We start from the raw sequence: 17,017 nt of genomic DNA, 5'->3' as shown, positions 1-17,017 counted from the left end.
GGCGGCATGGTCTGGCTGGACATTAATCAACGTCGCCGGGCAGAAGCGCTTCATAATGCGGGCGCAAGGGCGCAAGGGCTGGATGGGTAAGCGCTTGTCGCAGATAGGTTTCGATGCGCGGCAGATGCGCCAGATATTGCGGTTTGCCGTCGCGCTCATTCAGTCGAGCAAAGATTCCCAAAATCTTGGTTCCGCGCTGGGCCTGCATGAGCGCGAGGGATTGTCTCAAAGCTGTTTCATCAAACCCATGCTCAAGCGCTTGCCGCATTGTCCTGTAGTGAGACAACATAGTGTCCTGCAGTGCTGGGCTTATGGTGACCCGTGCGTCATGGATCAGGGAGGCAAGGTCATAAGCTGGCGGACCCATCAAAGCGTCCTGGTGGTCGATGATACCAATACAGGAAACGCCCTCTTGTTCACCACGCCAGATGATGTTGGGCGAGTGGTAATCGCGGAGAACCAGCGTTCTTTGCGCCGTTTCGAGGGGGTCGAGAAGCGCCTGCCACGATGCAAAAAACGCATGGCGATCAAAAGCTTCGATCGGTGCGCCTGCGCTGGCACGGTGCCGGATGTACCAGTCGGGGCACAGCGATATCTCGGTCAGAAATACCTCCGTGTCGTAGGCGTGCACGGTATGCCAGTCGCCTTTTTGGTGCGGTTTCGACACGTCCGCCCTTATGGCCGACCCATCGAGCCCTCGTCCGGGTTTTTGTCGCGAATTGGAACCGTCATGGCCGGGCCACGCATCGGTCGAGATCGGCAGTTCAGCGTGCCAGTCCTTTGCATGCATCTCGGCGAGCGCATCGGCAGCAGCACAATAGCGCTCGGCAATGGGCTTACCGTCGGAATCAAGAACGCCGTCGCTGCCAAGGTTCTCGATGACCAGCAGACCGTGATCGCGGTCCGCAGCGTGGATGGCGGGTGCGGCCAGACCGTTAGCGCGAAGGGCGGTTCCGACTGCAATGAATGCGTCCACGTCCTCGGCGAGATGAACAAGTTGGCTGTAAGGCTTTTCGACAATGCCCGCCGGACCGAGATCGACCCTGACCGGTGGCCCGTCAGGGCGCCGCGGCGCGTCCATCACGATTGGTGCGTCTGGCGTCCAACCAAGGCATTCATAGCGTCGGGCGGATGCGTCCCCCGCAAGCCGAACGCGGTCAGCATGGGCGTAGCCTGAACCGTCGAGAAAAGCCCGGACACGGGCGGAATGCGCCAACGCCTCGAGCATGGGATCAGGACCATGAAGACGCGCCAGTCTGCCACCGGATGGCGAAATGGACAGTGTCAGGTGCAGTGCGCCGACAAACGCGTCGTCCCCTGCGCGATCCGGCCACTCGATAAGCCGAATGGCAGGATCATCCGGGTCATCAAGACCCAGTTCCTGCAGTTCGGAGGGATCACTGAGACGATAAAGGTCTGCATGGATGACGGAGGGTACGGGCTCGGAATAGGGCTGAACCAGCGTATAGGTTGGCGAGGGGACCTCCAGGACCGGGTCGCGCGCCAGCGATCGGATGAAGGCACGGGCGAAGCTGGTTTTTCCGACCCCAAGGTCGCCATGCAGGGCGATGGTCCAGCCCGGCTTTGCCACCATGGCCATATCCTGCGCGAAACGCTCCGTCGCGCCTTCGTCTGGCAGGTCAAATTCAAAGCGTGGACGATCAGCTACAGACAGCATCAACTCGCCTGCCCTATTCGGCGGCGCTCTTGACCCGCGCGGGACCGGGCAGAAGACACCGCACGACGGTGCCCAGGCCTTCGCGAGACCACAACTCCACGGAACCACCGTGAAGCTCGACGAGAGCGCGCGACAAGGTCAGCCCCAGCCCGGCTCCGGTTCCATGACGGTTGCTGCCGGTCTCGAAAGGCTCAAACGCTGCCGCGGCTTGCTTGGCGTTCATGCCCGGGCCGTGATCGATCACCAACAACTCGATCCACTGCCCATCTTCACGCGCCAGCGCGCGCGTGCGCACACGGATACCGCTGCCAGGTTTGGAAAAGCTGATCGCGTTGGACATCAGGTTGTACAGCACCTGGCGCAAACGTGTCCGGTCACCCATAAGGTGTGGCACCGAGGGATCAAGCTTGCGGTCAACGTGCATACGGCCATCGGAGATGCGCGTCTCAATGCCTGCCATGGCTTCATCGATCAACGCATCAGGATCGACCTTGTCGAACGACAGCGCCAACATGCCCGCGTCAACGGTTGCGAGATCGAGGATCGAATCAACAAGCACCTTGAGCGTGTTGGTCGACGCCCGGACGTAGCCCAGATACTCACTCTGACGCTCGTTCAGTGGCCCGGTATCAGGGGTCAGAAGAAGTTCGGTGAACCCAACAATCGGGGTCAGCGGCGACCGAAGCTCGTAGGAGACATGCTTGATGAAAGCGGTCTTGATCCGGGCGGCTTCCTCAAGCGCAGCATTTGATTCGCGCAGCGTGTCCTCAACGGCAATCGCTGCGGTCACATCATCAGCGGTCAGCATGGTTGCACCGCCCGGCAATGGCGTGACCAGCAGATCAACAACACGATCATCGGTGAGCTGCATACGCGTTGAGAACTCTTCGCGCGCATGACCCAGCGAGCCGATCATCCCGACGATCCGGTCGACGACATGGCGATCACGCACAGCCTCACGGATCGGCGTCGTCGTGACCTTGGCATGGCTACCAACCGCCATTTCTCCGTCCGACAAGCTCCAAAGCGCGCCGAATGCGGGATTGATGAGCTGAAGGCACCCGTCGGAGCCAAACACCGCAACGCCCTCACGCAACGCCTCGAGCGAGGCTTTTCTTGCTTGCGTTTCAGCGGCGAAACGGCTGGTCAGATCATACTTTTCAGTTTCATTTTCAAACAGCCAGATCGCACCGCCGTCACCGCTGGGGGCAAGGATGACGCGCAGATAGCGGCCATCGTGCAGTTCCCAGTCCTCCGTAAGCGGCCTCTCCGCACGATACACCGCCGCAAACGGGTCTCGCCAGCCGCGATGGTGGCCACTTTCGGGCATCTGGCGGGTGGACTTGATGTAGGTAAGAACGGTGGATTCATGGGGTTTCTCGTCGAGAACGCGACGCTGGAAGCCGAACAGCTGCGCAAAGGCTTCATTGTAGAAACTGACATGCCTTTCCGCTGAAAACCCAATGACGGCTGTGCGCATCGTGTTGAGGATCTGCGCTTGATTGCGGTGAACCTGCTCAAGGGCAGTCTCAAAGCGCGCTTTCTCGGAGACGGGCCGCGCGAAGCCAGCGGTCAGAACGCTGCCGTCACCACCGTCGAGGCGAAGATGAACAAGCTGATCGCCCGCCGGTTCGACATCACCCAATTCGTCGCGACCGCCGGGGACAGGCGGGGTGATTTGAACAAGGGCCTGCCCGTCGGCATGCATCGCCTCGACATCTGACCATTGCGCCTGTTGGCCGACGACCGCATGCGCCTTGACCAAGCCGCTTGAATTGCCATCGGTGCCTGCGCCACGAGCCTTGAAGGCCTCGTTAGACCAGGAAACAAGCCCGGACGCATCTGCCGTCCATATGGGAAAATCAACCGCGTTCAGAAGCTGCTTGAGCCGCTGGCTTTCCGCCTCAAGATTGGCGCTCAGATGCAGCGCCTCCGCAAAGTCACGCTGGAGCCGCGAAAGATCGCGCAACCGCACAACAAGCCGCGCTCCGACGGGCCGCCCTTCGGCGTGGATTAATGTTCCTGACAGGGTCCGCGCGTCAGTGCTGAAACCTTTGCCCGAACCGCGAAGTTCGGCGATAGCATCCCGCAAGGCTCGGCCGTCCGCGGGCTCGATCCAGCGGGAGAAATCACGCAGAACGGCAGGGTCGGCCGGAAGCGCGGTGCGATCGACCGGACCGTGCACAACGCGCAGCGCGCCATCGTCCACGAGTTCCAGCAGACCATCGCCGGACGTTTCCACCATTGCTTCTGCCAAGTCGAGGTCGTTGCGCAAGACACTTGCTGCCTGCTGAACGTCCGCGGTCTTACGGGTCAGCCTGCGCAGCGCCGCAAGCGCAAGGACCATGCCCGTCAGCGCGACCATGCAAACACCGGCCACAACGGAGGAGGCGACAATCAGTGTTGGTGCCGATACGCCATCGATAAGACCCTGTACCGATGCTTGAGCGGGCAACGCCGTCTGGGCGTGAGCGCTCGCGGTCCCCAACACAAGCCCGGCGCTTGCAAAGGCAGGCTTGAACGGGAAGCTGAGGAGCGAAACAGCGCGTGGCCCGGAGGCAGCAGACACGCCCGGTTTCAGCGTGTAGTCGCAAGGCCGTTCATGTGCGCCATACCGCTCCGTCACGTGCACATGCTCCTGCCCGCCCAAACTCGTGTTGATTCCCGCGGCTCCGCCTCATCCACAAGCGAGGACAGTGGGGCCGAACAATGACGCACTTGAAACGTTGAAACTGCCGCTTTCCCGAACCCACGCAAGACGCAGATGGGAAGCGGCGGAGCACAGCGCGAGCGAGCGCTGAGGGTGGCGGCCCGAATACGCGGGACCGGCGCACCGAATCACCGGCACCATAGAGGGACGCGGAGTCGCGATGAAAGTGAACGAAACGGCAACATTGAGAATGCTGATTCAAAAGTCACACAGCATTTTGAGGACAGTGGATGGTAAAGGACCGCGCAGCGCCTTCCTTGTCATATCGTGCCAGTGGCAATCCTCCGTCGAGGCTTCAGAAAGACAAAAAGGGCGCCCACGACATTTCGTGGCCGCCCTCGTCTTGGGCCTCAATATCTGGGCAAAGCCGCAGCTTTAGTAGCGGTAAGCCTCGCCCTTGAACGGACCTTTTTGGCTGACGCCGATATAAGCGGCCTGCTCCTCGGAGAGCTTGGTAAGCTCGGCGTTGAGTTTGCCCAGATGCAGCATGGCAACTTTTTCATCGAGATGCTTGGGCAAGACATAGACCTTGTTCTCGTACTGGTCGCCGCGGGTCCACAGCTCGATCTGCGCCAGCGTCTGGTTGGCGAAGCTTGCGGACATAACGAAGGATGGGTGACCTGTTGCGTTGCCAAGGTTCACCAGACGACCTTCGGACAGCAGAATCATACGCTTTTCATCGGGGAACTCGATGAGGTCGACCTGCGGCTTGACGTTCTTCCATTTGAAGTTCTTAAGGCCCGCGACCTGAATCTCATTGTCGAAGTGGCCGATGTTGCAGACGATGGCCATGTCCTTGAGGTCGCGCATATGGTCGACCGTCAGCACGTCCTTGTTGCCGGTCGCCGTGACCACGATGTCAGCCCGCGGGGCGGCATCTTCCATGGTAACGACTTCGAAGCCGTCCATGGCCGCCTGCAGGGCGCAGATCGGATCAACCTCGGTGACCAGAACACGGGCACCGGCGCCAGCAAGCGAATCTGCCGACCCCTTGCCGACATCGCCATAACCACACACGATGGCAACCTTGCCGGCAAGCATCACATCGGTACCGCGGCGGATCGCATCCACGAGGCTTTCTCGGCAGCCATACTTATTGTCGAATTTCGACTTGGTGACCGAGTCGTTGACGTTGATGGCCGGGAACGGCAGTTCACCGCGCTCCTGCAACTGATAAAGGCGCATGACACCGGTGGTGGTCTCTTCGGAGACGCCTTTGATGTTTGCCTTACATTTGGAGTAGAAGCCCGGCTCCTTGGCGAGGCGCTTCTTGATCTGCGCGAAAAGGAATTCCTCCTCTTCACTACCCGGATTATCAAGCACCGAAGGATCTGTTTCGGCCTTGGAACCAAGCAGAACCAGCATGGTGGCATCGCCGCCATCGTCGAGGATCATGTTGCAGGTTTCGCCATTACCCCAGTCGAGGATGCGGTCACAATAATCCCAATATTCCTCGAGCGACTCGCCTTTCTTGGCAAAGACGGGGATGCCCTTGGCAGCAATGGCGGCGGCTGCGTGATCCTGGGTCGAAAAGATGTTGCATGAGGCCCAGCGGACTTCGGCACCAAGCGCAACAAGCGTTTCGATCAAAACCGCAGTCTGGATGGTCATGTGAAGCGAGCCGGAGATGCGCGCGCCTTTGAGCGGCTTGGCGTCAGCGTACTCATCGCGGCAGGCCATCAGGCCCGGCATTTCGGTTTCGGCGATATCGAGCTCTGTACGGCCCCAATCGGCCAGGTTGATATCGGCGACGACGTAATCGGTCATAGGGGTTCCTTTGAGGGTTCCTTGGCATGTTCTGGAAGCCGCGGCTCGCCTAACAATCCGGATGTCAGTGTTCGAAAGGCAGGGCTGCGCGGTCTGCGAAACGGTTTGACCGGCGGGGCAGCCTTGCGCATGCGCCGATCCTGCTCGCTCCGTAGCACTGACGCTCGACGGATGCAATGCGGATATAAAGATATCTTTATGTCGATGATCATGGAGGGACAACTTACGGGCGTTGCGGCGGTTTTGTGACCCGCAACACAGCCTCACATTGCCCACGCTCGCATCCTGCAGGAAATGGAGGCAGGGCGCATGATCTTTTCAATGAGTTCATCGGACAGCACGCGGTCCAACGGGTCGGCAAGGGCAAAGGCCAGCACAGACGCCAAGGATGGTCGGAGCGGCCCAGGCGATAGCCGCCCGTCCGGCAAGGGGCTTGCGCTTGCTCTCGCCTTGGCAGCCATCGCCGCTGCGGTGCTTTTTTCGGGTCATCACGCGATCGACCTGCTGGCGAGCTTCATCGAGATGCAGGAAAACGCCGCCGCGTTCCTGATGGCGCACCCGATGCTGCTGATTGTTTTGCTTGCCTACATGCTCCTGCTCGCCATCCCGTTTGTGCCGGGCGCAGAGCTTGGACTGTTGCTGCTTGTCTTGCTCGGTTCTGATGTCGCCCCGGCGGTCTATGGCGCAACGGTCGGCGGTATGACCGTGTCGTACATGACCGGACGGGCCGTCCCGACGGCAACGCTTACCACGTTCCTACGCGGTTGCGGTCTCCAGAAGGCCGCACGAATTGCCGAAAAGCTCGCAACCTCCGACGAGGCCACGGCTTGCCGCTTGTCATTTGAGGGTACCGCGCATGTTCGCTGGCTGGCACCGCTATGGCGCTATCGTTGCGTCGCGCTCGGTCTTATCATCAACGCGCCCGGTAGCACACTCGTCGGCGGAGGTGGCGGGATCGCCCTTGCCGCTGGCATGAGCCGGGTTGTCAGCCCCGTGGCATTCATCGCCACCGTGTGCGTTGCCGTAGCGCCGGTTCCTGCAGGCTTTTGGCTGATGGGGCAGATGGGGTGATTAAACACCGGTCAGCGCGCCGTTCCGACCGTGTCACCACACCCGATCGGACAATAAAAAACCCGCGGCAGCCAGAAGCTACGCGGGCTTTCCAGTTAAACGGCTGCATCGCGCGAAATGCGCGCGGCCTCCCTGATGCGGCTTGACGCCGTCTTGTGTATTCCCTCAACGGGAAAGCATCCCATAAAGGGCGCAAGCGCGTTACAATGATACGGCTACGCTTGGTAGGATCGCAAAATTACGTATAGGCCATCGCGCGTCAACCCCAGATTGGGGTTGAAGTGGTCGCATCAACCTTACGCAAGCCCTTCGAAAAGCGCTGTCGACAGGTACCGCTCGGCAAAACTCGGGATAATCACTACGATGTTTTTGCCCGCATTTTCTGGCTTCTGACCTTGGCGGATCGCCGCAACCAACGCCGCGCCCGATGAAATTCCAACCGGAACACCTTCCAGGCGCGCTATCTTGCGCGCAGCTTCGAGCGCCTCATCGTTCGAGACCTGTGCAACTTCATCGTAGACGCTGGTATTCAAAACGCCCGGCACGAAACCAGCGCCGATCCCTTGGATTTTATGCGGACCAGGGTTGCCACCTGACAGCACGGGCGAATCTTCCGGCTCAACCGCAACAACGTGGAGGTTCGGAAGGCGCGTTTTGAGAACTTCCGATACGCCGGTGATCGTACCCCCGGTACCGATGCCGGAGACCAGGATATCGATCTCGCCGCGCGTATCGTTCCAGATTTCCTCTGCGGTCGTATCGCGGTGTATCTGCGGGTTGGCAGGGTTCTCGAACTGCTGCGGGATAATCGCTCCGGGAATAGATGCTGCCAACTCATCGGCGCGTGCGATCGCGCCCTTCATGCCCTTCGCAGCTTCGGTGAGTTCAAGCTCGGCACCCAAAAGCGCGAGCATCTTGCGGCGCTCAATGGACATGCTCTCGGGCATCACCAGGATCAAACGAACGCCCCGTTGCGCGGCGGCAAACGCCAGCGCGATACCGGTGTTGCCGGAGGTCGGCTCTACGAGGACGGTGTCGTCGTTCAGCTTTCCTTGAGAATCGAGCGCGTTCAGCATCGCTACCCCGATCCGGTCCTTGACCGACGCGATGGGATTAAAGAACTCCAGTTTGGCGATCAGATTGGCGTGGACGCCTTCCGTCTTGGCAAGCTTGTCGAGGCGCACAAGCGGCGTATCACCAATGGTATCGGTGATCGATCCAAAGATTTGGCCCCGGCCGGGCGTGCGCTGGTCCTTGGTCTGAATGGCTTCAAAAGCGGTCATAGCAGTATCCTTAGGCGAATGAGGAATTTGCAAAAATCATACGCTCGCCGAACGATGAGATCGAGGTATGGCATTTTGTGAAACGGCGCATACGGCCAATCTCATTCTTAGATACAGCTTAAGTGTCGCATCAACTTGCGCGCACTCCGGCATATTGGCGGTCGGCGCGCAACTTTATCTCTGCTGTTAGGCGCTATGTCTGACCCGTCGAGCCGAAGCCACCGGCTCCACGGGCCGTTTCGTCTAACCTGTCCGATTCCGAGAACTGCGCTCGGGTCACGGGCGCGACGATCAGTTGGGCGATGCGCATACCGCGGGTGACCATAAATGCCTGCGCACCATGATTGATCAGGATGACGTGTATCTCACCACGATAGTCGGCATCGATGGTGCCCGGCGTGTTGAGCACGGTGACAGCGTGTTTTGCGGCGAGCCCTGACCGGGGCCGAACTTGCGCCTCGTAACCAGGCGGTAGCGCGATCTGCAAACCGGTTGGCACCAGCGTATGCGTTCCAGGATCGATTGATAAGTCGCCGTCGATGGCGGCGCGCAAATCGGCCCCCGCAGCGCCGTCAGATTCGTAGCTGGGCACAGGCAAGCCCTCAGCGTGCGCCAGTCTTTTGAGACGGACCTCAACCATGGGCAATCTGACCCGCCATGATGCCGATCAGTTTCTCGGCCACATCCAATTTTCCCATGGTCGGCCAGCGTTCGACGCCGTCAGGCGTGATGAGGGATATGGTGTTGGCGTCCCCGCCCATGATTCCCGTATCCGGAGACACATCGTTGGCGACGATCATGTCGCAGCCCTTGCGTTTGAGCTTGGCCATAGCGTTGGCCTCAACATCGTCCGTTTCTGCGGCGAAACCAATCAACAGCTTCGGGCGCTGCGCGGACTTGGCGACCGACGCCAGAATATCGGGGTTTTCGGCAAGCGTCAGCGTTGGCGGTGTGCCAGACCCATCCTTCTTGATCTTGCTGGAGCTCGCTTCGGCGACCCGCCAATCGGCAACCGCCGCTGCAAAAATCCCGATATCGGCGGGAAGCGTTTCTTCCACCGCCACGAGCATCTCGCGCGCTGTCTGCACGCTTCGCACGGTCACGCCGTGGGGCGCGTCGAGGCTGGTGGGACCGGATACCAGCGTTACCGTCGCGCCCGCCGCATAAGCGGCCTGAGCCAGCGCGTAACCCTGCTTGCCCGACGAGCGATTGACGATCGTGCGGACCGGATCAATCGGCTCATACGTCGGACCGGCGGTAATCAACACATGCTGGCCCCACAAGGGGCTTTCTTCGCGTGGCTTTGCGAAATGCGCCTCGACACCTAGGGCAATATCCATCGGCTCAGCCATCCGACCAAGGCCCGTTTCGCCGGACTCCGCCATTTCCCCGGATTCCGGCCCAATGAAATGAATGTCATCGCCTCGAAGGGTCCGGACGTTGCGCTGCGTCGCCGAATGGGCCCACATCGCCGGGTTCATGGCCGGCGCGACCATGACGGGTGCTTTTGCCGCCAGATAGACCGTTGACGCGAGATCGTCCGCGAGCCCGTTCGCCATCTTGGCAAGGAAGTCGGCGGTCGCAGGGGCGATCACGATCAGATCGGCTTCTCGGGCGAGGCGGATATGGCCGATATCCTGCTCGGCATCGCGATCCCAGAGTTCTGTGAAGACCGGTTGGCCCGAAACCGCACCCAACGTCATCGCGCTGATGAAACTCTGCGCACCTTTCGTCATGACCACCCGGACACGCGCGCCGCGCTCGCGCAGACGCCGGACAAGATCAGGCGTTTTGTAGGCCGCAATCCCACCAGTGATGATCAGCAGAATGGTACGGCCAGAGAGGGTTTGTTCGATCAGCATGGAGGGGTTTTAGGGGGAAGTTGGCTGGGTGTCATCAGCGGCTAAGGGTGTGCGCTATCCACCGGGTATCATCCTCGCCCCTATGGCGAGGATCCATGCGATCTCGAAGCGAGTGATGCGTTGGCAAGCACTGCATAGGCTCCCGGGACAAGCCCGAGGGTGACGGTTCATGGGCTTAGAAACAATGCCGCCCATCACCTGACCACAATCGCCACAGCGACAACCACCGCTGACAGCACAAAGGCTGCCGGCCAGAGCCATTGGCCGGTCCGTTGTTTGGCATCCAGGCCCTGAGGGTTTTCCGGATCGAACTCGTTGGCGATGCGTTGCAGCTTGAGCATCATATCCGGCGCTTCCGACAGGAGCCGCCCGGCTGTGACCACTGACTGCGCCACATCCTGGACTTGGCGGACGGGTGAAAGATTGCCCCGGATCCAATCGGACACCACTGGGTCGGCGGTTTTCCAGATATCGAGGTTGGGATTGAGCGTGCGCGCGACGCCTTCGACCACCACCATGGTCTTCTGCAGCAGGATAAGCTGCGGCTGGGTGCGCATGTCGAACAGATCGGTCACCTCAAACAGCTGGGTCAGCAGGCGCCCCATGGAGATCTGGGAGGCGTTGCGGCCATGGATGGGCTCGCCGATCGCGCGAAGCGCCTGCGCGAAACTCTCCACATCATGGTGGGCCGGCACGTAACCGGCCTCGAAATGCACTTCGGCTGTCCTTTTGTAGTTGCGGCTGATGAAGCCGAACAAGATCTCTGCGAGGAAGCGCCGCTCTGCCGTCCCAAGCCGCCCGGTAATCCCCAAATCGACCGCGACAAGCGTGCCATCGGGTTCAACGAACAGATTACCGGGATGCATGTCGGCGTGAAAGAAGCCGTCGCGCATCGCGTGCCGCAGGAAGGACTGCATGACCAGCGCGCCAAGCGCCTCCAGATCATGACCATCCGCCTTTATTCCGTCTATGTCCGATAGCTTGCGCCCGTCGATCCATTCGATGGTCATTACCTGCGCGGCTGAGCGGTCCCAATCGACTTTAGGCACCCGAAACCCGTCGTCATTGCGAGTGTTCTCGCCCATTTCGGCGAGTGCGGCCGCTTCCATGCGCAAATCGAGCTCAAGGCGCATGCTTTCTGCCAGTGTGTCGACAACGGCGATTGGACGCAGGCGCCGGAGTTTCGGCGTTGTTGTCTCCAGCAGCCGCGCGGCAATGTAGAAGGTGCTGAGATCACGTGCGAAGCGCACATCGACCCCAGGCCGCAACACCTTGACAGCGACCGGCTTCAGATCGCCCGTCTCGGCATCGCGCACCATGGCCTTATGGACCTGTGCAATCGAGGCTGCAGACAAGGCTGGATCAAGGCTCTCGAAAATCTGGTCAACCGGTTGCCCCAAGGTCTCAGCTATGCGCGCCCGCGCCTGTTCGAACGGGATAGAGGGCAGCGAGTCCTGGAGCTTCTCCAGATCGCGGGCGACGGACATGCCAACCAGATCGGGGCGCGTGGCCAGGAACTGTCCAAGCTTGATGTACGATGGGCCCAGCCGTTCGAGGGCGGCCGATAAGCGATCCGCGCGCGCTTTTTTCGCCGTCGCCTTCCGGGCTATCATGTTTGCAAGGCGCAACGGAACGTGCGCTGGTGGCGGCGTCAGGTCCACCTCGACGCCTTCAAAGACCCCTTCACGGGCCATCACGAAGCCGGCGCGGGCAAGCCTATAGAGCGCAGCGATGGTCCCAAACATGGATCTAGAATTTCAGCCCTGTATGCAAAACCGCGATCCCACCGGAGAACGGTATGGCTTCAACCCTCCGGAAACCCGCTGCCTCGATCATTGTCTTGAAGCGCATCTTGTTGGGAAACTGACGGATCGATTCAACCAAATAGCGGTAGCTTTCTTCATCGCCACCCACCATCGCGCCCATTCGCGGAATGACGGCGTCGGAATAAGCGTCGTACAGCGCATCAAAGCCCGGCACATCGACCTTAGAAAACTCAAGGCACGCGAACCGACCGCCATACGCCAAAACTCGGTACGCCTCGGACAACGCCGATTCAATTCGCGGCACGTTGCGAATGCCGAAAGCGATCGTGTACGCATCATAGTGATCCGAGGGCTGGTCAAGCGCTTCGGCATTTCCCTCGATGAAACTGACCTTTTCGGACAATCCCAGCTTTTCGGCACGTTTTTCGCCAACCGCGAGCATCGATGCGTTGATGTCGACCACATCAATGGAGGCATTGCCTCGCGCAGCCCGCGCCAGGCGAAAAGCAATATCCCCTGTTCCGCCTGCAACATCGATGGCCCGAAATGGTCGACCTGATTTGCGCGGCTTGATCTTCGTGATCATGGCATCTTTCCACGCCCGGTGGAGAAAGCCGCTCATAAGATCGTTCATAAGGTCGTAGCGATCGGCGACCTTGTGGAAGACATCATCCACAAGCGGCTGCTTGTCGTCGATATCGATTGTGCGATTGCCGAATGTGTTGCCTATTTCGGTCACGGATGGATCCCCTTGCGCGGGCTGTTTGGGCGTGCTCGCCCCGGCGCGTCGTGTGGAGCTATAGCGAAGCGGACGCAGCTGCGCTACGCCATGGCACATCTTGGCGCCGGTCTTCGTGTCGCATCGCTAATGGGAGCAGCTTTGCCAGAACTGCCAGAAGTCGAAACGGTCAGGCGAGGACTCGCGCCGACACTTGAAGGAGCGTTGATTGTGAAAGCGGAGGTCCGGCGGCCTGATCTGCGCTTTCCTTTTCCCGAGGGCCTCGCGGACAGGCTCAGCGGGGCGCGGGTGCTCGCCTTGACGCGTCGCGCCAAATATTTGCTGCTCGAAACAGACAGGCAGGAGACCTTCATCCTGCATTTGGGGATGTCAGGCAGCTACCGCGTCGTGGCCGATCCGGTGCTGGGTCAAAACCGCGACAACGCGCCCACCCTCGCGCAGGGAGCCTCCAGCCAACAGCGCGCGGTTTCACAGCCGGGTGTCTTTTACCATAAGCGGGACATGATCCAGACGCACGATCATCTTGTGCTTGATGTTCAAGATACGAAAGACTTGCGCTCCGCTGTGATTTACAACGATCCGCGCCGGTTCGGATTCGTGCTGGTAAGCCCCACGGCATCGCTGCACAGCCATCCCATGCTCTCCAGTCTCGGACCAGAACCGACGGGCAACGCTTTGACGGCGGATTATCTCGCCGGCGCGCTGTCCGGCAAACGCACACCTTTAAAGACTGCTCTTCTCGACCAGAAAATCATTGCCGGTCTAGGGAACATCTACGTGTGCGAGGCGCTCAACCGTGCCCGCCTGTCGCCGCGAAGACTGGCCGCGACGCTGGTCAAGAAAAATGGTCAGCCATCCGATCGCCTTCGCGCCCTGACGACCATCATCACGGAGGTCATTGCCGAAGCGATTGCCGCAGGCGGTTCCTCCTTGCGGGATTATCGCCAAACTGACGGTTCACTTGGCTATTTCCAGCACAGTTTCGGCGTTTACGATCGGGAACACGCCCCCTGCCCCAACGCCGGATGCCGGGGAACGGTGCAACGCATCGTGCAATCGGGCCGTTCCACCTTTTATTGTCCCACCTGTCAGCGCTAGGGTCGGGACAATCAATGCACACACCGTTGCGCCCAACCTGCAACGCGCGCATCCCCACAACCAGCGAGGCCGCATGGCATACGAGACTATTCTGACCGACAAACGCGATCATGTTCTGGTTATCACGCTCAACCGACCCGATGCGCTTAATGCGTTAAATGCGCAGGTCATGGCGGAAGTAGCCGCGGCGCTGGCTGATGCGGACACTGATCCACGTCTGGGCGCTAGCATCATCACCGGTTCGGAACGGGCCTTTGCGGCGGGCGCGGATATCAAGGAAATGTCTGAGCTGACGTTTCCGGACAGCTTTGCGGCGAATTATGCCGCAAGTTATGAGGCGATCGCGAAAACGCGTAAGCCGGTCATCGCAGCGGTGGCCGGTTATGCTCTGGGCGGTGGCTGCGAACTGGCGATGATGTGCGATATCATCATTGCGGCTGACAGCGCGAAATTCGGCCAACCCGAGATCACATTGGGCATTATACCAGGAATAGGTGGCACCCAGCGCCTGACCCATGCGGTCGGCAAAGCCAAGGCGATGGATCTCATCCTCACTGGCAGACATATGGATGCGAAGGAGGCCGAGTCCTGCGGACTGGTGGCTCGCGTCGTACCGGTTGACGATCTGCTGGACACCGCACTGGACGCGGCCGAGAAGATCGGCGAACTGTCCCAGGCTTCGGTGATGATGGCAAAGGAGGCGGTCAACCAGGCAGCGGAGATGCCGCTTTCGGCCGGGCTGGTGTTCGAACGGCGCCTGTTCCAGAGCCTGTTTGCTACCCAGGATCAAAAAGAGGGGATGGAGGCTTTCACGGACAAACGCTCTGCGCAGTTTCGGAACAATTGAGCGGAGCCCGGCCGAGGCGCTCACCATGTGAGCATGCCCCTCAACAGACTGGAACGAACGCGTGTGGTTGACGGCATGAGCAAATGTTCTTAAAGCCCCGCGATCCCCACCAGCGGGGCCGCTCGGAGGCACCAGTTCATCTCGTTCGCACGATCAGATGACCGCCTCCCCCGGTATAGCGCCACCAAGAGCGCACCCGGGCTAGCGCAACACCGTGCCAAACACGAGGAAAGACCATGGCCAACACACCATCCGCCAAAAAGGCGGTGCGCCGCATCGCGCGCAAAACTGAAGTCAACCGCGACCGCAAATCCAAGATGCGCAGCTACATCCGCCGCGTCGACGAAGCTATTGCCTCAGGAGATCACAGCGCAGCGGTTGCGGCGCTCAAGGACGCACAACCATTGATTGTCCGTGCGGCCAACAAGGGCATCGTTCACAAAAATGCGGCATCACGCAAGATTTCGCGGCTCGCCAGCAAAGTAAAGGCGATGGAGGCTTGACCACCGCCTTCTATATCTAAGGGAGCTCCGAACAGCCCTCACGCAACGTCAACTTCTGGCCACCCAAGTTGGGTGGCTTTTTCTTTATGGATATACCCTTACGCAGATGGTTGGCTGCAACATGCCGCTCGCATCGACGAGCCCGCTAACCTATAACGGTTTCGGCCCGGGCCGATGTGATCGTTGCGACCTTTCGGATGGCGACCTCGCGGCCGCACATGGTCGACTTTTGATGCTATTTTTTGATATATATCGATATTACAATGGTTTACGTTACGGACTTTATAAGGCAATCAGGGATCGTTTTCGTTGCGCGAAATGATTTTGCGAGTAATTTTAAGAAATTATGACAGCCCTGCGCCGAGCGTGACATTTTTGTCGAAATGCGTCCTGGGCTAGAATTGTTAACGGAGTCAAACGCCTATCCTACAGCCAGCCCGCTGGAACGTTATCGGCTTCGAGAGTCAAGGCAAAAGAGTCTTTTTTCGCCCCTTGCGACCCTCTCACACGCTGTATAGAACCAAACTCGTCGGAAGCGAGCAGCTGAAGATGAGTTAGGTGGTAAGGGATTGGAATAGTCGGATCGATGGCAATTTATCACTTATATAGTGATGCTGTTGAGCAACTATAGTTTCTTACACTTACTGCAATCGCAACGGATACTAATCCCGCGCGATTGAAATCTTAGATGTCAAAGTTGGCGTCTGCGTGGGGCGGGTCTGTCCGCCGATCTTAAGCGGGAGTGTTCTCGCGGTAGGCGTGGGCCCCTTTGGTCATACAGATCGTTGCGCATGACGGATGCGCGAAGCAATGCACGGGCGCTCAAGCTTAGAAGCGCAGGTCGTGGAAGCTTCGCGTAACAGGGGAAGTGCGCGTGATGTGTCCGGCACGCGGTGATGCGATGCTGGGGGCACGGTGAGGTTGGGTATTCTTGCGGCAGGCCCGCGAAAATACCGGGGTGCGTAAGTGAGGCGCTTTGGCGCTGAGGTGAGAGTAGGCAGGAGTTTTGCCAAGCCGCGTAACGGCAGTGTTGGTGTTTTAAAGTTACCCGCGCCGGGCGCTTTTGCGGTCGGTTGCAGCAGACGGGGGAAGTTCAAGCAGAGCTAACCGGCGGGGTTCGGGGTGTCTGCGGAAGCCGAAATCGTTGCTGGCAGATGAGCACTTTATGGTGCACGGCTGTTTCTGGTGCGGGATGCGTGACGGGACGTGCAGGTCGAGTTCAGAGGACAACATGCATTTGGCTCGTGTGGCAGGCGGTCCGCCTGCGTGGAACTGTTCGGTGGTGCGGCCCCTAAAACGGCCGACGAGCCGCTCGGTGCGCCCTACCAACCGCGGAGGGCGGCCGCTGCGACGCGGAGCATCAAGGAGATGAGGGTCTCCAAGCTCCGGATACCGGGACAGTTTACCGATGGGCCGCCGATTGAGGTTGGGATGGCATGATGCACGCTGATCGCGTGCGATCATGGCGTGTGTGGCAGATGCGCAAGGCAGCACCATTGCGGGCGGTGCTGAGCTTACAGCGAGCCTTCGTTGCTCGATGATGTAAGCCAAACCTTGTTCATCACAAAGGAGGATGGTCCGTGCATCATAGAGCGGATGTTCGGCAATCACTGGCTTTCGGGCCAGATCGAGGGCACTTAAACACACAGGCGGGTCAACCGCCTTGGGTGCGATTTTTATTGCAAACGGTCGG

At 59.7% G+C, this 17,017-nt stretch carries 12 protein-coding genes; 4 read left to right on the top strand and 8 right to left on the bottom strand.

Translation table 11 applies throughout. The annotated features are described in order from the left end of the window. Nucleotides 1-22: 22 nt before the first annotated feature. The 3 genes from tsaE to ahcY form a co-directional block, all read right to left on the bottom strand. Nucleotides 23-1,678: a tRNA (adenosine(37)-N6)-threonylcarbamoyltransferase complex ATPase subunit type 1 TsaE gene (gene tsaE / locus AAF739_12215; protein MEM6383433.1), complete on the bottom strand. Its 1,656-nt coding sequence runs from the start codon at nt 1,676-1,678 to the stop codon at nt 23-25. Between the two features lie 13 nt (nt 1,679-1,691). Further along, a complete protein-coding gene (locus AAF739_12210; GenBank protein ID MEM6383432.1) occupies nt 1,692-4,304 on the bottom strand; it encodes an ATP-binding protein in 2,613 nt (870 codons plus the stop codon). A 459-nt stretch (nt 4,305-4,763) separates the two neighbouring features. Further along, nucleotides 4,764-6,155: an adenosylhomocysteinase gene (ahcY, locus tag AAF739_12205; protein MEM6383431.1), complete on the bottom strand. Its 1,392-nt coding sequence runs from the start codon at nt 6,153-6,155 to the stop codon at nt 4,764-4,766. A 309-nt stretch (nt 6,156-6,464) separates the two neighbouring features. Between ahcY and AAF739_12200 the strand changes: the two genes are divergently transcribed. Beyond that, nucleotides 6,465-7,226 carry a hypothetical protein gene (locus tag AAF739_12200; GenBank protein ID MEM6383430.1) on the top strand — a complete coding sequence of 254 codons (762 nt, stop codon included), beginning with the start codon at nt 6,465-6,467 and terminating at the stop codon, nt 7,224-7,226. A gap of 296 nt (nt 7,227-7,522) precedes the next feature. Here AAF739_12200 and cysK read toward each other — a convergent pair whose 3' ends face one another. The 5 genes from cysK to ubiE form a co-directional block, all read right to left on the bottom strand. Then, nucleotides 7,523-8,509 (bottom strand): cysteine synthase A, encoded by a 987-nt coding sequence (gene cysK / locus AAF739_12195; protein ID MEM6383429.1) that lies wholly within the window; start codon nt 8,507-8,509, stop codon nt 7,523-7,525. A gap of 193 nt (nt 8,510-8,702) precedes the next feature. After that, nucleotides 8,703-9,149 (bottom strand): dUTP diphosphatase, encoded by a 447-nt coding sequence (dut, locus tag AAF739_12190; protein ID MEM6383428.1) that lies wholly within the window; start codon nt 9,147-9,149, stop codon nt 8,703-8,705. Further along, a complete protein-coding gene (gene coaBC, locus AAF739_12185) occupies nt 9,142-10,371 on the bottom strand; it encodes a bifunctional phosphopantothenoylcysteine decarboxylase/phosphopantothenate--cysteine ligase CoaBC (protein ID MEM6383427.1) in 1,230 nt (409 codons plus the stop codon). Before coaBC ends, dut begins: the two co-directional genes overlap by 8 nt. A gap of 194 nt (nt 10,372-10,565) precedes the next feature. Further along, nucleotides 10,566-12,116, bottom strand: a complete 1,551-nt coding sequence (gene ubiB / locus AAF739_12180; protein MEM6383426.1) for a 2-polyprenylphenol 6-hydroxylase — start codon at nt 12,114-12,116, stop codon at nt 10,566-10,568. Nucleotides 12,117-12,120: 4 nt separating this feature from the next. Further along, entirely contained in the window at nt 12,121-12,876 is a 756-nt protein-coding gene (ubiE, locus tag AAF739_12175) for a bifunctional demethylmenaquinone methyltransferase/2-methoxy-6-polyprenyl-1,4-benzoquinol methylase UbiE (GenBank protein ID MEM6383425.1), read from the bottom strand. A 141-nt stretch (nt 12,877-13,017) separates the two neighbouring features. Here ubiE and mutM point away from each other — a divergent pair, with 141 nt between their 5' ends. From mutM to rpsT, 3 genes are all read left to right on the top strand, one after another. Next, complete coding sequence (gene mutM, locus AAF739_12170; protein ID MEM6383424.1) at nt 13,018-13,974, top strand: bifunctional DNA-formamidopyrimidine glycosylase/DNA-(apurinic or apyrimidinic site) lyase; 957 nt, start codon at nt 13,018-13,020, stop codon at nt 13,972-13,974. Between the two features lie 73 nt (nt 13,975-14,047). Further along, nucleotides 14,048-14,821: an enoyl-CoA hydratase gene (locus AAF739_12165; GenBank protein ID MEM6383423.1), complete on the top strand. Its 774-nt coding sequence runs from the start codon at nt 14,048-14,050 to the stop codon at nt 14,819-14,821. Nucleotides 14,822-15,057: 236 nt separating this feature from the next. Next, nucleotides 15,058-15,324, top strand: coding sequence for a 30S ribosomal protein S20 (gene rpsT, locus AAF739_12160; protein MEM6383422.1), 267 nt, complete (start codon nt 15,058-15,060; stop codon nt 15,322-15,324). The last annotated feature ends 1,693 nt before the right edge of the window (nt 15,325-17,017 follow it).

This window comes from Pseudomonadota bacterium, from assembly GCA_039024915.1.
Taxonomy (GTDB): Bacteria; Pseudomonadota; Alphaproteobacteria; order Rhizobiales; family MH13; genus MH13.
The sequence above is the reverse complement of the archived record's forward strand: the minus strand, read 5'-3'. Positions and strand labels throughout refer to the sequence as shown.